This is a genomic window from Aeromonas sp. 96A, assembly GCF_051919165.1.
Taxonomy (GTDB): Bacteria; Pseudomonadota; Gammaproteobacteria; order Enterobacterales; family Aeromonadaceae; genus Aeromonas; species Aeromonas veronii.
Genome location: NZ_JBQBFE010000001.1, coordinates 929,099 through 942,585, shown reverse-complemented (window position 1 = coordinate 942,585; position 13,487 = coordinate 929,099). Strand labels below are relative to the sequence as shown.

Genomic DNA, 13,487 nt, shown 5'->3' with positions numbered 1-13,487 from the left:
GCAGGGAGAATGCAGCACTCCCGAGCGCCGCCAGTCGTTGGCTGCGTGCCTTATCCCCCAGTTCCCGAGGTTTTATGTACCGGATATTGTTTGAGCATCCCACTTTCCTGGTTATCGACAAGCAGCCCGGCATCGGCATGCATGACGAGAAGGGCGACGGGGAGGCGGTCAATCCGGGACTGGTCAATCGGGTGAAGGCCGATACTGGGCTCACTCTCTATCCGGTACACCGGCTCGACAAGATGACCTCTGGGCTGGTGCTGCTGGCCCGCACCACGGAGGCGAACCGTGAGCTGAGCATGGCTTTTGCGGCCCGTGAGGTGACCAAGCAGTATCTGGCGCTCTCCGATCGCAAACCCAAGAAAAAGCAGGGCTGGGTGAAGGGGGATATGCAAAAGGGGCGCGGTGGCAGCTGGATGCTGGCTCGCACGCTGGAAAACCCCGCCATCAGCTGGTTTGATTCGGTGTCGGTGCGCGAGGGGCTGCGGCTCTATCGCATCAAGCCCCAGACCGGCAAAACCCACCAGATCCGGGTTGCCCTCAAAAGTATCGGCGCCCCCATTCTCGGGGATGAGCGCTATGGCGGCACGCCAGCCGATCGCGGCTATCTGCACGCCTGGCGGCTCAGCTTTACCCTGGCGTGCGAGCCGTTCGATTTTGTCTGCCCGCCCGATGTGGGGAGTGAATTTGTCACTCCCGAGCTCACGGCAGCCATCGCAGCCCTTGCGCCCTGATGCTGATGCGCCCAGCGTCCGACGCCATTATCCATTCAGCGAAAGAGCGTGATCCTGACGGACGTGCACCGCGCTGGATCCTGGCCGACTTTGACGACACCCTGGCCCCCGGCGACAGCCACGCCGGTCTGCTGTGCTATATCCTGCGCCGCCGGATCTGGCCGCTGCTGCTGTTGCCAGTGATTGCGCTGGGTGGGTTGGTCTATTTGTTGCCAAGTCAGCTGCTACCCAGCCAGCGGCGGCGCGGTATCTCCCTTATCTGGTGGGCCATCACGTTGGGGCTTTCCCCTTTGGGCTGGCGCAAGCTGGTGCGCGCCTATTGCCGCACCAGGCCGGGGCTGTATCGTCAGGCTCGCGAATTGCTGCAAAGCGAGGGCGCGCGCTGCTGGGTGATCTCCGCCAGTCCCTGCGCGCTGGTGCGAGCCCAGCTTCATCAACAACTGCCCGGCCAGTTGCCTCACCGGGTCATTGGCTCGCAGATGCACTACCGTTTTGGCGGCCTGATGCCGCGCTTCTATTGCCACGGCCAGCACAAGCTGTTGCCGGAGATTTGCGCCCTCGATGTCGAGCTGGCGCTTAGCGACAGCCTGCACGATCTGCCACTGCTGGGGTTGGGGAAAGAGGCGTGGCTGATCAATCCAACGCCCACGCGACTGCAAAAAGCCCGGGCCTGCTTGCCCCATCTGCTGGTCAAAAACTGGCAACTGTAATGCAAAGCTGACAGTCCTGCGGGTCGTCACCGTTTGATCCGCAAGGCTGTGGCTTAAATGTCACAATTCATTTACATCCTTTGCTGCCAGCTGCGAAAAACTATCTGCAACCCGCCTCTTCTCTTCCTGCTACGCCCTGCTTCTAATGAAACAAGTTGTTAACACTTGCCGCGCCGCTGGGTGCTGCAATCCGTTTTAACCGAATCAAGAGCAAGGAGCGCCCGATGAATGCCACCTCTTCCGCCACCCATACCATCAATCCGTTAGGCACAGACGGTTTCGAGTTTGTCGAGTACACGGCCCCCGATGCCAAAGGGATTGCTGCCCTCAAGAGCCTGTTCGTTTCGCTCGGGTTTGCCGAGGTCGCCAGGCACAAACACAAGCAGTGCTGGCTCTACCGGCAGGGGGATATCAACTTCGTGGTCAATGCCGAGCCTCACTCCCAAGCGGAGCAGTTTGCCAGCCTGCATGGGCCGAGCGTTTGCGGCATGGCGTTTCGGGTAAGTGATGCGGGCAAGGCCCAGCAGTTCGCCATCGCCAAGGGGGCCAAGCCCTTTGTCGGCAAGATTGGCCCGATGGAGCTCAATATTCCCGCCATCTACGGTATCGGCGAGAGCACTCTCTCTTTCGTTGACCGCTATGGCGACAAGGGCTCCATCTACGATGTGGATTTTGTCTTCTACCCCGACTGGCAGGCCCGGATGGCAGAGGTGGATGCAGGTCTCATCGAAATCGATCACCTGACCCATAACGTGCATCGCGGCAATATGGATGTCTGGTCCAACTTCTATGAGCGGATCGGCAACTTCCGCGAAATTCGCTACTTCGATATCGAGGGCAAGCTGACCGGGCTGCATTCACGCGCCATGACCGCCCCCTGCGGCAAGATCCGCATCCCCATCAACGAGTCGGCGGATGACAAGTCCCAGATTGAGGAGTACCTGCGTCAGTACAAGGGGGAGGGGATCCAGCACATCGCCATGGCCTCCAGCGATATCTACCACACCATCCGTACCCTGCGCAGTCGAGGTACCGGCTTTATGCCGACGCCCGATACCTACTACGAGAGGGTGAACAACCGGGTCGAGGGGCATCAGGAGGATCTGACGGCCCTCAAAGAGCTGCGCATCCTCATCGACGGCTCCCCTACCAAAGATGGCATCCTGTTGCAGATCTTCACCGATACCGTGATAGGCCCGGTCTTCTTCGAGATCATCCAGCGCAAGGGAAACGAAGGGTTTGGCGAGGGCAATTTCAAGGCACTGTTTGAATCGATCGAGCTGGACCAGATCCGCCGTGGCGTGCTGGATGGCGGCGAGGATGAGAAGGGTGCCCGCAAAGAGGGAACGAGCGATGCGTAACTGGATTAACTTCCCCCATCGGGAGGGAACCCACTCCCGACAGGCTCATGCCGACCTGCCGGAACAGGCCATCTATGAGCGCGAGCTGGGGCGTAGCGGCTTTTTCGGCCCCGCCACCCACATGCACCACAAGCATGCCCCTACCGACTGGAGCAGTTGGGAGGGGCCGCTGCGGCCACGGCTGTTTGACCTCAATGCCCTGCAGGAGGAGGTGAGTTCCCTCTCCCCCTGGGTGGCTCCCGACATTCTCAGCAACCCCCATTGCCGCTACCGGATATGGCGGCTCTCCGAGGCGATGCCGTTTCTGGTGCGCAATGCCGATGGCGACGAGCTGCTCTTTATCCACGAGGGGGGCGGTGAGTTCTTCTGCGACTACGGTCACCTGACCCTGAGCGATGGCGACTACGTGGTGATCCCCCGTGGCACCATGTGGCGCATCGAACCCAGTGCGCCGATGTTCATCCTGATGATTGAGGCGACCAACGACAGCTATCAGCTGCCGGATAAGGGGCTGGTGGGCAACCACGCCATCTTCGACCCGGCTGCGCTCGATGTGCCCGCCATTAACGAGCGCTTTTTGGCCCAGCAGGATGAGCATCCCTGGTCGCTGCAGGTGAAGCGCCACGACGAGATTAGCGTCATCACCTGGCCGTTCAACCCGCTGGATGCGCAAGGGTGGCATGGGGATTTGTGCGTTGTGCGCCTCAACTGGCGGGATATCCGCCCGCTGATGAGCCATCGCTACCATCTGCCGCCGTCGGCTCATTCGACCTTTGTGGCGAGCCGCTTCGTGATTTGTACCTTCGTGCCGCGCCCCATCGAAAGCGATCCCAGCGCCCTCAAGGTGCCCTTCTATCACAGCAACGATGATTACGACGAGGTGCTCTTTTACCACGCGGGGGACTTCTTTAGCCGGGACAATATCGAGCGGGGCATGGTCACCTTCCACCCTGCCGGTTTCACCCACGGCCCCCATCCCAAGGCGTTTGCGGCAGGGCAGGCCTATGCCAAGAAGTTCACCGACGAGGTGGCGGTCATGCTAGACACCCGCGATGCGCTGAACGTCGGCAGCCTGTGCGAAGGGATCGAGAACACCCGGTATGTCTCCAGCTGGCAGCGCCCGGACGCGGCTGCCGGCAAATAAGGAATCGCTTATGAAATTGGCAACATTGAACAATGGCAAGCGCGATGGCGCTTTGGTGGTAGTGAGCCGGGATCTGGCCCGGGCAGTACGGGTGAGCGAGATTGCTCCCACCCTGCAGACCGCCCTCGACGAGTGGGCCGAGGTTGCCCCCAGGCTGGAGGTTGTCTATCAGCAGCTTAACGAGGGCCGCGGGGCCGAGGCGTTCCCCTTTGACGAAGCGTCTTGCCTCTCTCCGCTGCCGCGCGCCTATCAGTGGGCCGATGGCAGCGCCTACGTCAACCATGTGGAGCTGGTGCGCAAGGCGCGCGGCGCCGAGATGCCGGAGAGCTTCTGGCACGATCCGCTGATGTATCAGGGGGGCTCCGACAGCTTTTTGGCTCCCCGTGGGCCGATTGTGATGGGTTCGGAGGAGTGGGGGATCGATTTCGAGTCGGAAGTCGCCATCATCACCGACGACGTGCCGATGGGGGTGAGCCCGCAGGGGGCCGCCAGTCACGTCAAGCTGCTGATGCTGGTCAACGACGTGAGCCTGCGCAACCTGATCCCGGGCGAGCTGGCCAAGGGCTTTGGCTTCTTCCAGTCCAAACCGTCCAGCGCCTTCTCGCCGGTGGCCATCACCCCGGACGAGCTGGGCGATGACTGGCGTGATGGCAAAGTGCATCTGCCGCTTCTGACCCACCTCAACGGTGCCCTGTTTGGTGCGCCCGAAGCCGGGGTGGACATGACCTTCAACTTCTTCGAGCTGATTACCCACGCCGCCAAGACCAGACCGCTCGGTGCGGGCTGCATCATTGGCTCGGGCACCGTCTCCAACTACGATCGCAGCGCCGGTTCATCCTGCATCGCCGAGCGCCGCATGCTGGAAATTCTTGATTGTGATCAAGCTATAACCCCCTATTTGCAGTTTGGTGATAGAGTGTCGATCGCGATGGAAGATCGCTCTGGCCAAAACCTGTTTGGCACTATCTCTCAACAGGTGGTGCCAGCGAGCGGTCAGGGAGGTTGATGGCCAGCGCCGATTGGCGGCAAGGATATTCGGGATATGTCCTGATCACGACGAGCCCTCAACCGGTGCCGGATACACAAGGAGGCAGGTGGCGAGCACCTGCCGGGCTTCGGGCCCAGATAAGATGCAGGGACAGATTATGTTGCAGTTGTTTGGCTATTGGCGTTCGTCGGCAAGTTTTCGGGTGCGGATCGTGTTGCAGCTCAAGGGGCTCGCCTACGAGCAGCATCCCATCAATTTGCGGCAAGGCGAGCAGAGCGAGAAGGCTTATCGCCGGATCAACCCGCAAGGGCTGGTGCCGTTTCTGGTGGATGGCGATGTGCAGATCGGTCAGTCGGTCGCCATCATGGAGTACCTTGACGAGACCTATCCAGCCTACTCCCTGATGCCCTCTTCCCCCGACGCGCGGGCCCGAGTGCGCCAGATCGTCAACATGATCGCCTGCGATATCCACCCGCTCAACAATCTGCGGGTGCTCAACTATCTGGAAGAGCACTTCAGGGCTAACAACGAGCAGGAGGCTCGCTGGTATCGCCACTGGATTGACGAGACCTTCACCGCCCTCGAACAGCTGTTGATGACCACCGCCGGTGTCTACTGCGTTGGCAACGAAGTGACCCTGGCCGACTGCATGCTGGTGCCCCAGGTCTACAACGCCCGCCGCTACGACATGACCCTGGACGATTACCCCACTATCCGCCGCATCGTCGCCAACTGCGAACAGTTGCAAGCCTTTATCAAGGCCGCCCCCGCAAACCAGCCGGACGCGCAGTGACCTACTGACTTGAATCGCGGGATGGCATCAACACGCCATCCCGCGCTCCCTATATTCTCATCTCTTCATTTTCCTCTATCTCTGCTCCTTGCGTGCCTCGTGTTGACGACTGAATGTTGCCAAGGATCCTGCGCTTGTCACACTTATCGATATTTTGCATCGATTGAGTCTTTCTTGTCGGTGTTTTGGGCTGCCAGTCACACTCAACGCGGTTGATTGGGCCTAGTATCGCCACGCCAGCGGGACAGCGGAAAGCAGAGATGTGAACAGGTCGTCTATCAGGTGGCCTTGGGTACCTCCCTGGTTTCCACGGTTTATCCGCACTGCTCTTTTTCGTGTTTACGGTTTGATGGCCCGCACTGTCCGGCCCGTGTCACCGCGCAGATCCCTTGTGACAGCGGCAGGTTGACTGGCGCGCTACCGCTTATTTGCAACCACTCTGTGCAACAAGGAGATCTCATGCATTCCTTCAAAAAGTGCGTCGTCGCACTCTCCATCAACCTTGCTCTCTTCTCGTCGGCGTTCGCCTGTACCACCTTGCTGGTCGGCAGTGAAGCCAGCGTCGATGGCTCCATGATGGTGGCCCGCAGCGCCGACAGCGATGCCCTAAAAGCCCAGCATTTCGTGATCCATCCGGCCAAGCAGGGGCTGAGCGGTATGCACAGCTCCAAGGCTCACAACGGTGCCAATGATTTCAGCTATCCCTTGCCGAAAAACTCCCTGCGCTATACCACGGTACCGAACTGGAAGACCCAGCTGCACGGCGCCACCGGGTTCAACGAGAAGGGAGTCGGGGTGAGCGGCACCGAGTCCATTTTTGCCTCAGCCGAAGCGCTCGCCTTTGACCCCTATGTGGAAGATAAGGGGATTACCGAAGACGACATTCCCGATGTGTTGCTCTCCCGGTCCACATCGGCCCGCGAGGCGATCTCGTTGCTTGGCAACATCATCGAGACCATAGGCGCGGGAGAGGGATTTGGTGTCGCCGTGGTGGATGATAACGAGCTCTGGTATCTGGAGACTGCCACCGGCCATCACTGGATGGCGCAGCGTCTGCCGAAAAATCACTACTTCGCCTCGGGCAATCAGGGCCGCCTTCAGCAGTACGATCCAGCCAGTGCCGACATGATGGGATCGAAGAATCTGATTGAGTTTGCCACCGAGAAGGGGCTCTACCATCCGCAAAAGGATGGGGTTTTCAACTTCTCGAAAGCCTATACCCGCGATGACGAGCGGGATCGCACCTATAACGATCCGCGGGTCTGGACCATCCAGCAGATGTTCAACCCCTCGCTCAAGCAGGCAGTGGATGCCGGTCGCCAGTTCCCGGTCACCCTCTCCCCCGAGAAGAAGATGACGCTGGAGGAGGTCAAGGCGGTGCTGCGCAATCACTATGACGGCACCGAGCACGATCCCTACAGCAAGGGGTTGAACGGTCAGGAGCCGTGGCGCCCCGTCAGCGTGTTTCGCACCTACGAGTCCCATGTGATGCAGGTACGCCCCTGGATGCCGCGCGAGGTGGGGGAGGTGACCTATGTGGGCCTCGGCATGGCGAATCTGACCGCCTTCGTTCCCTACTACAGCGGTCTGGAAGCCTATCCGGCCCACTATGCCATGGGTAGCGACAAGGCCGACAGCGACTCCATCTACTGGAAATATCGCAAGCTGCAGACCCTGGTGATGACCGATTACCCCAAATTGGCCCCCATGGTGAAGCAGGCGTACCAGAGCTGGGAGGCGAAGATCGCCAAAGAGCAGAAAGAGATGGAAGCCAGCTATCTGAAAACGGTCAAAACCGACAAGGCCGCCGCCAACAGCATGCTCAACGATTTCAATCTGCGGGTGATGCAGGAGGCCGAAACGCTGACCGACGATCTGACCAACCAGATCTTCACGGTGCGCACCCAGGATATTCAGGCCGATATCTTCTTCGCCAACAAGGCGAAAAAGGATTAACCGCGACGCACTCATCATGCCAAAGAGGGCCCCGACGGTCAGCCTGAGCGGTCGCCGGGCAGATCGGTTTCTCTGATCACTTTCCCACTATCGATGCCGGAGCCTGTGCTCTGGCATTTTTCCTTTATGACATCCCGCCAATGTGTCTGGCCCGGGCAGTGGATTTCGCTATCCGATACGAAAGCAGAGACTTTCATTCAGGTTTTTATTTCGCCTTTCAGCATATCAGGCATGTGATCAGCTACCCACTTTTGGTTATCTGAGAGCTTTTATGCGGTCTTTCTGTGTTATTTATCACTACCCATTGATTCGACTGTGATGGGCACTCTCTTTATCCATCTCATTTTTTCTCGTTAATCCAAGGCGTTATCGCTTCATCAGACGGCTGTTTGCAGAAAAAGGCGGCTGCTTTCTGAATAAGGCGACCGCGCCGCCGGATCTCGTCACGGCATCATATCCGTCACTACTCACAGGACTACCGCAATGCATATTGTCGACAGATTTTTGGGATACACCGCCATCAATACCACCACCAATCGTGAAGCGGGCGCCGCCGGGGTAATGCCCTCCTCCCCGGGGCAGCGGGTGCTGGCTGACAAGGTGGCAGAGGAGCTGATCGCCCTGGGGTTGACCGTGGAGGTGGCGGATAACTCCATCCTGACCGCCACACTTCCTGCCAATGTGGCGGGGGATCTGCCCACCGTGGCCTTCTTTGCTCATCTCGATACCAGTGCTGAACACACCAACGATACCCATGCCCAAGTAGTGGCCTATGAAGGGGGCGATATCTGCCTCAATGCCGACCAGCAGATCACCCTGCGTCTGAGCGAGTTCCCCGAGCTGGCCAACTATGTCGGTGATCGGATCATCGTGACCGACGGCACCAGCCTGCTGGGGGCCGATGACAAGGCGGCCATCGCCGCCATCGTCAATGCGGTTGCCTATCTGCAGGCACATCCGGAGATCCCCCACGGCACCATCAAAATTGGTCTGGTACCTGACGAGGAGCAGGGATTGCGCGGGGCCAAGGCGTTCGATACCGAACGTTTTGGCGCTGACTTCGCCTATACCCTCGACTGCTGCGGCATTGGCGAGCTGGTCTATGAGAACTGGAATGCGGGGGATGCGGAGTTTGTCTTTCACGGTGCCTCGGCCCACCCCATGTCGGCTAAGGGCAAGCTGAAGAACTCGCTGCTGATGGCGCACAAGTTTATCGCCATGCTGCCGGGGGGCGAAGCGCCCGAATATACCGAGGGGCGCGAGGGTTACTACTGGGTCAAGCAGATGCAGGGCAACAGCGCCCAAACTGTGCTCAAGCTGGATGTGCGCGACTTCACTCAGGATGGGTATCAGCAACGAATGACCCTGCTCGACACCCTCGGCAAGAGCTGTCAGGCCCTGTGGGGTGAGCAGAGCGTGAGTTACCACTTGAGCGATCGCTACAGCAATGTCTTCAACAGCTTGCAGGGGGAGAACCGCTATCCCATCGAACTGGCGCTGGCCGCCTACGAGGCCCTTGGGATCACCCCAAACCCCATCCCGATGCGCGGTGGTTATGATGGTGCCGTGCTCTCCCAGAAGGGATTGCCTTGCCCGAACCTCTTCACCGGTGCCCACAACTTTCACTCTATCTACGAGTACCTGCCGGTCAGCTCCCTCGAGGCGGCCAGTGCCGTGGTGATCGAGATAATCAAGCTCACCCACACCCGTTTCAGTCGCTAAGGAGTCGTCATGTTTCAGGTAGTTATTGCAGTGCTGGTCATCGTGCTGGTGGCCAGACTAATCCTCAAAGGCTATCGGGCCGAGCCGGTGCTGTTTGCCGCCGGTCTGGTGCTGATGGTGGCAAGCCAGCTGGCAGGGTGGGGGAGTGTGCTACCCAAAGGGGTCGAGAGCACCGGGATTGCCCTGTTTGACCCCTTCGAGGTGATGCGGGATCTCTTCAGCTCGCGGGCGGCCGATCTTGGCTTGATGATCATGGCGCTGATGGGCTTTGCCCATTACATGGATCATATCGGTGCCAACGATGCGGTGGTGCGCATTGCGATTCGTCCACTGCGCCGGTTGCGCTCCCCCTATGTGTTGCTGTTCTTCTCATACCTGCTGGCCAGCGCGCTGCAACTGGCGATCCCCTCGGCGACTGGTCTGGCGGTACTGTTGATGGCGACCCTGTTCCCCATCATGGTAGGGCTTGGCCTCTCTGCGGCCTCGTCGGCCGGGGTGATTGCTACCTCCCTCGGGGTGGCTTATACCCCGACCGCTATCGACGCCATCCGTGCAACTGATGCGGTGGGCATGGGCCACAACGTGATCGAATATGTCTATACCTATCAGGGCCCTGCCGCGCTGGCGACTGTGCTGGTGGTGGGCTTGATGCACGTATTTTGGCAACGTCGTTGCGATCTGCAGGAGGGGCACCAGCATCAGGGGGCCGCTGCGGTGGACGAGTCGGCAAACGAGGTCGGTGTCCCCAGCTTTTATGCCATCTTGCCGATGCTGCCCATCATCATGGCGGTGGGCTTCTCTTCCCTGTTTGTCGATCACATCAAGCTCAACGTCATCACCATCGTGATGATCTCGATGTTTATCAGCATGGTGGTCGAGGCAGCCAGAACCCGTGACATGAAGCAGGTGTGCGGCGGTTTCAGCTACTTCCTCAACGGCATGGGGTCAGCGTTCAGCAACGTGGTGGGGCTGCTGGTGGCGGCAGGGATCTTCGCTCACGGCATCAAGGTGCTGGGGGTGATCGATATCCTGATCGTCGGCGCCGAACATGTGGGGCTGCCCGCCTTTGCCATGGCGATCGTTTTTGCACTGGTGACGCTGGTTGCCGCCATCATCATGGGCTCCGGCAATGCGCCCTTCCTCGCCTTTGTCGAGCTGATCCCGCAGATCGCCGCCAGCATGGGGGTCAACACCGCCTCCATGATCCTGCCGATGCAGCAGGCTTCCCACATGGGACGCGCCATGTCGCCAGTCTCCGGGGTGATTATTGCGGTCTCCAGTGGCGCCAAGCTGACCCCGTTTGCGGTGATCAAGCGTACCTCGCTGCCCCTGATGGTCGGTTTTGTCTTCCATACCCTGATCGTGGGGATCTTCTACCTGTAACTGCACCTTCGGTTATCAGGAGATGAAATAACCAAAAGCCCTTCACCATGGTGAAGGGCTTTTTGCATCGTGTTATGCCACTTGCAGTGGGGGGCGTCCAGCTAAAAACGGTACTCGATATGGAGGGTATGGCTGTCCAGCCCCGGGTTCTTGTCATACATATAGGCGTTGGACATGTGCTCATACTGATAGCCGATCAGCCAATTCTTGGTGATGGCGTAGCCGAGGCCGATCCCCAGAGCGAACTGGAAGGGGCCGCCGTAATCCTTGTAGCCGTGGCCGCGAGTCCCAAATTGGTACTGATCGAGCCAGACCATTTCGCCGGGGAGCCAGGTCACCCAGTTACCCCATTGGCATTCGATACGGGCGCCGCCCCCCAGTCTGGCGGTCTCTTCATCTTCTACCTTGAGCGTTCCGGCACGTACCCCCAGCCCAAATTGACAGCCTGAGTCTCCCCAGCGCCAGAACATGTGATGGAACTTGGCATCGGCGATGTTGATGTCGAGCTTTTCATTGCTGAAGGCGTTGCCAAGTTGCAGCACCACGATATTTTCATTGGCCATCGTAGCTGGACTGACGAGCAGTGCTGTCAGCAGGCCAATCCTTGATAGAGTGTTAGCGTCCATGCCCCCTCCCGATCCTTGTTGTCATCGTGGTGATCCTGTTGATCACCCTTCAGGCATAGTCAATCGACGCGCTTCCTGTCAATGCATGGTCACTCGGTAAAAAAATTAAATATTTATGAAAAATCAACTATCTGCATGGCTTGATGTGATTTGGCGGGCGTGACCGCGGGGAGATGAAAAAGCCCTTCACCATGGTGAAGGGCTTTTTGCTATCTGACGTTATCCGCTCGGTTTGGCGTGTAGGCTCAGTAGCCCTGCTGGTGCACGTCCATCACGGCGCGGCCGGAGGGATCTGCCATCTCCTTGAACTTGGCATCCCACTCCAGCGCGGTAGGAGTGGAGCAGGCGACCGACTTGCCGTAGGGCACGGTGCGGGCGGCGGCTTCCAGCGGGAAGTGCTCGTCGAAGATGGCGCGGTAGAAGTAGGCCTCCTTTGTGAGCGGGGTGTTGATGGGGAAGCGGAATGCAGCCGCTTCGAACATCTGATCCGTCACTTCCTGTTCCACCATGGCTTTCAGGCTGTCGATCCACGAATAGCCCACGCCATCGGAGAACTGCTCCTTCTGGCGCCACGCCACTTCGTGGGGCAGCAGATCTTCGAACGCTTCGCGCAGGATGTGCTTCTCGATCTTGCCCTTGCCACACATCTTGTCGGCGGGCTGCAGGCGCATCGCCACGTCCATGAACTCCTTGTCGAGGAAGGGCACGCGACCCTCCACACCCCAGGCTGCCATCGACTTGTTGGCGCGCAGGCAGTCATAGAGGTGCAAGGAGGCGAGCTTGCGCACGTTCTCTTCGTGGAATTCGCGGGCGTTGGGCGCCTTGTGGAAATAGAGGTAGCCACCAAACAGCTCGTCGGAGCCTTCACCGGAGAGCACCATCTTGATCCCCATCGCCTTGATGTAGCGTGCCATCAGATACATGGGCGTGGAGGCGCGGATGGTGGTGACGTCATAGGTCTCGAGGTGATAGATGACGTCGCGCAGGGCATCCAGACCCTCCTGCACGGTGAAGTGGATCTGGTGGTGGATGGTGCCGAGGTGATCAGCCACCTTGCGGGCGGCGGCGAGATCCGGCGACCCTTCCAGCCCTACGGCGAAGGAGTGCAGTTGTGGCCACCAGGCTTCGCTCTTGCCATCGTCCTCGATGCGGCGCGCCGCATAGAGCTTGGTGATGGCGGAGATGACGGATGAGTCCAGCCCGCCGGAGAGCAGCACGCCATAAGGCACGTCACACATCAGCTGGCGTTTGACCGCCGCTTCCAGCGCGGCTTTCAGCTCGGCCTTGTCGCTGACATTGTGCTCGACCGCGGCGTACTCCATCCAGTCGCGCTTGTACCACTGTTTGAGCTCGCCATCCTTGCTCCACAGGTAGTGTCCCGGCGGGAAGGTTTCGACGCTCTTGCAGACCGGCACCAGCGCCTTCATCTCGGAGGCGACATAGAAGTTGCCGTGTTCGTCACGACCGGTATAGAGGGGGATGATCCCCATGTGGTCGCGACCAATCAGGTAGGCATCCTGTTCGGCGTCATAAAGGATGAAGGCAAAGATGCCGTTGAGATCGTCGAGAAACGCCGGGCCCTTCTCCTTGTAGAGAGCCAGCAGCACTTCACAGTCGGATTTGGTCTGGAACTGGAAGTCGACCTTGAGGGTCTTCTCCAGCTCTTTGTGGTTGTAGATCTCGCCGTTGACCGCCAGCACATGGGTGCGCTCGGGGTTGTAGAGCGGCTGGGCGCCATTGCCCGGGTCGACGATGGCCAGACGCTCGTGTACCAGAATGGCTTTGTCGGAGCTGTAGACGCCGGACCAGTCAGGCCCGCGGTGACGCAGTCGCTTGGACATCTCCAGCGCCGATTTGCGCAGGGCTACTGCATCGGACTTGATATCCAGAATGCCGAAAATTGAACACATTGGCGGTAATCCTCTTGATTTTTATATGAGCCCCCCACGTTTGGGCTCGAAATTCCATTTACATTCCTCGTCAGACACAATGCCTAGCGGAAAAACCTTTTGCAAGCGGGAAAACCGCAGAAAATCATGCCGTAAGCGTCAAGCGGATCAACAGGATAAG

Annotated in this window: 11 protein-coding genes; 9 read left to right on the top strand and 2 right to left on the bottom strand. The window is 59.2% G+C overall.

Annotation, left to right across the window (positions count from 1 at the left end; all coding sequences use genetic code 11):
* The first annotated feature begins 74 nt into the window (after window positions 1-74).
* The 9 genes from ACTG2W_RS04280 (at window position 75) to dcuC (ending at window position 10,791) form a co-directional block, all read left to right on the top strand.
* Window positions 75-734, top strand: a complete 660-nt coding sequence (locus ACTG2W_RS04280) for a TIGR01621 family pseudouridine synthase (RefSeq protein ID WP_440016066.1) — start codon at window positions 75-77, stop codon at window positions 732-734.
* Entirely contained in the window at window positions 734-1,444 is a 711-nt protein-coding gene (locus tag ACTG2W_RS04275; RefSeq protein ID WP_234832724.1) for an HAD family hydrolase, read from the top strand. Before ACTG2W_RS04280 ends, ACTG2W_RS04275 begins: the two co-directional genes overlap by 1 nt.
* 224 nt (window positions 1,445-1,668) lie before the next feature.
* Entirely contained in the window at window positions 1,669-2,805 is a 1,137-nt protein-coding gene (gene hppD, locus ACTG2W_RS04270) for a 4-hydroxyphenylpyruvate dioxygenase (protein ID WP_279490623.1), read from the top strand.
* Window positions 2,798-3,949: a homogentisate 1,2-dioxygenase gene (locus ACTG2W_RS04265; protein ID WP_106842983.1), complete on the top strand. Its 1,152-nt coding sequence runs from the start codon at window positions 2,798-2,800 to the stop codon at window positions 3,947-3,949. Before hppD ends, ACTG2W_RS04265 begins: the two co-directional genes overlap by 8 nt.
* Before the next feature lie 10 nt (window positions 3,950-3,959).
* The gene (locus ACTG2W_RS04260) at window positions 3,960-4,955 is read left to right on the top strand and encodes a fumarylacetoacetate hydrolase family protein (protein ID WP_106842982.1); all 996 of its coding nucleotides are present in this window, start codon (window positions 3,960-3,962) and stop codon (window positions 4,953-4,955) included.
* 139 nt (window positions 4,956-5,094) lie between these two features.
* On the top strand, window positions 5,095-5,730 hold the full coding sequence (maiA, locus tag ACTG2W_RS04255; protein WP_005361400.1) for a maleylacetoacetate isomerase: 636 nt from the start codon (window positions 5,095-5,097) through the stop codon (window positions 5,728-5,730).
* A gap of 459 nt (window positions 5,731-6,189) precedes the next feature.
* Complete coding sequence (locus ACTG2W_RS04250) at window positions 6,190-7,686, top strand: C69 family dipeptidase (RefSeq protein WP_106842981.1); 1,497 nt, start codon at window positions 6,190-6,192, stop codon at window positions 7,684-7,686.
* Between the two features lie 483 nt (window positions 7,687-8,169).
* A complete protein-coding gene (gene pepT / locus ACTG2W_RS04245; RefSeq protein ID WP_106842980.1) occupies window positions 8,170-9,408 on the top strand; it encodes a peptidase T in 1,239 nt (412 codons plus the stop codon).
* A gap of 9 nt (window positions 9,409-9,417) precedes the next feature.
* The gene (dcuC, locus tag ACTG2W_RS04240; protein WP_106842979.1) at window positions 9,418-10,791 is read left to right on the top strand and encodes a C4-dicarboxylate transporter DcuC; all 1,374 of its coding nucleotides are present in this window, start codon (window positions 9,418-9,420) and stop codon (window positions 10,789-10,791) included.
* 101 nt (window positions 10,792-10,892) lie between these two features.
* Here the strand turns inward: dcuC and ACTG2W_RS04235 are convergent, their stop codons facing one another.
* Both ACTG2W_RS04235 and asnB read right to left on the bottom strand, forming a co-directional pair.
* Window positions 10,893-11,417: an acyloxyacyl hydrolase gene (locus tag ACTG2W_RS04235; RefSeq protein ID WP_106842978.1), complete on the bottom strand. Its 525-nt coding sequence runs from the start codon at window positions 11,415-11,417 to the stop codon at window positions 10,893-10,895.
* Between the two features lie 245 nt (window positions 11,418-11,662).
* A complete protein-coding gene (gene asnB, locus ACTG2W_RS04230) occupies window positions 11,663-13,327 on the bottom strand; it encodes an asparagine synthase B (RefSeq protein WP_005352808.1) in 1,665 nt (554 codons plus the stop codon).
* Window positions 13,328-13,487: the final 160 nt, after the last annotated feature.

Coding starts and splice junctions, on each gene's coding strand:
- ACTG2W_RS04280 (WP_440016066.1), top strand. CDS start 75: ATGTACCGGATATTGTTTGAGCATCCCACTTTCCTGGTTATCGACAAG.
- pepT (WP_106842980.1), top strand. CDS start 8,170: ATGCATATTGTCGACAGATTTTTGGGATACACCGCCATCAATACCACC.
- ACTG2W_RS04260 (WP_106842982.1), top strand. CDS start 3,960: ATGAAATTGGCAACATTGAACAATGGCAAGCGCGATGGCGCTTTGGTG.
- ACTG2W_RS04265 (WP_106842983.1), top strand. CDS start 2,798: ATGCGTAACTGGATTAACTTCCCCCATCGGGAGGGAACCCACTCCCGA.
- maiA (WP_005361400.1), top strand. CDS start 5,095: ATGTTGCAGTTGTTTGGCTATTGGCGTTCGTCGGCAAGTTTTCGGGTG.
- hppD (WP_279490623.1), top strand. CDS start 1,669: ATGAATGCCACCTCTTCCGCCACCCATACCATCAATCCGTTAGGCACA.
- dcuC (WP_106842979.1), top strand. CDS start 9,418: ATGTTTCAGGTAGTTATTGCAGTGCTGGTCATCGTGCTGGTGGCCAGA.
- asnB (WP_005352808.1), bottom strand. CDS start 13,327: ATGTGTTCAATTTTCGGCATTCTGGATATCAAGTCCGATGCAGTAGCC.
- ACTG2W_RS04250 (WP_106842981.1), top strand. CDS start 6,190: ATGCATTCCTTCAAAAAGTGCGTCGTCGCACTCTCCATCAACCTTGCT.
- ACTG2W_RS04275 (WP_234832724.1), top strand. CDS start 734: ATGCTGATGCGCCCAGCGTCCGACGCCATTATCCATTCAGCGAAAGAG.
- ACTG2W_RS04235 (WP_106842978.1), bottom strand. CDS start 11,417: ATGGACGCTAACACTCTATCAAGGATTGGCCTGCTGACAGCACTGCTC.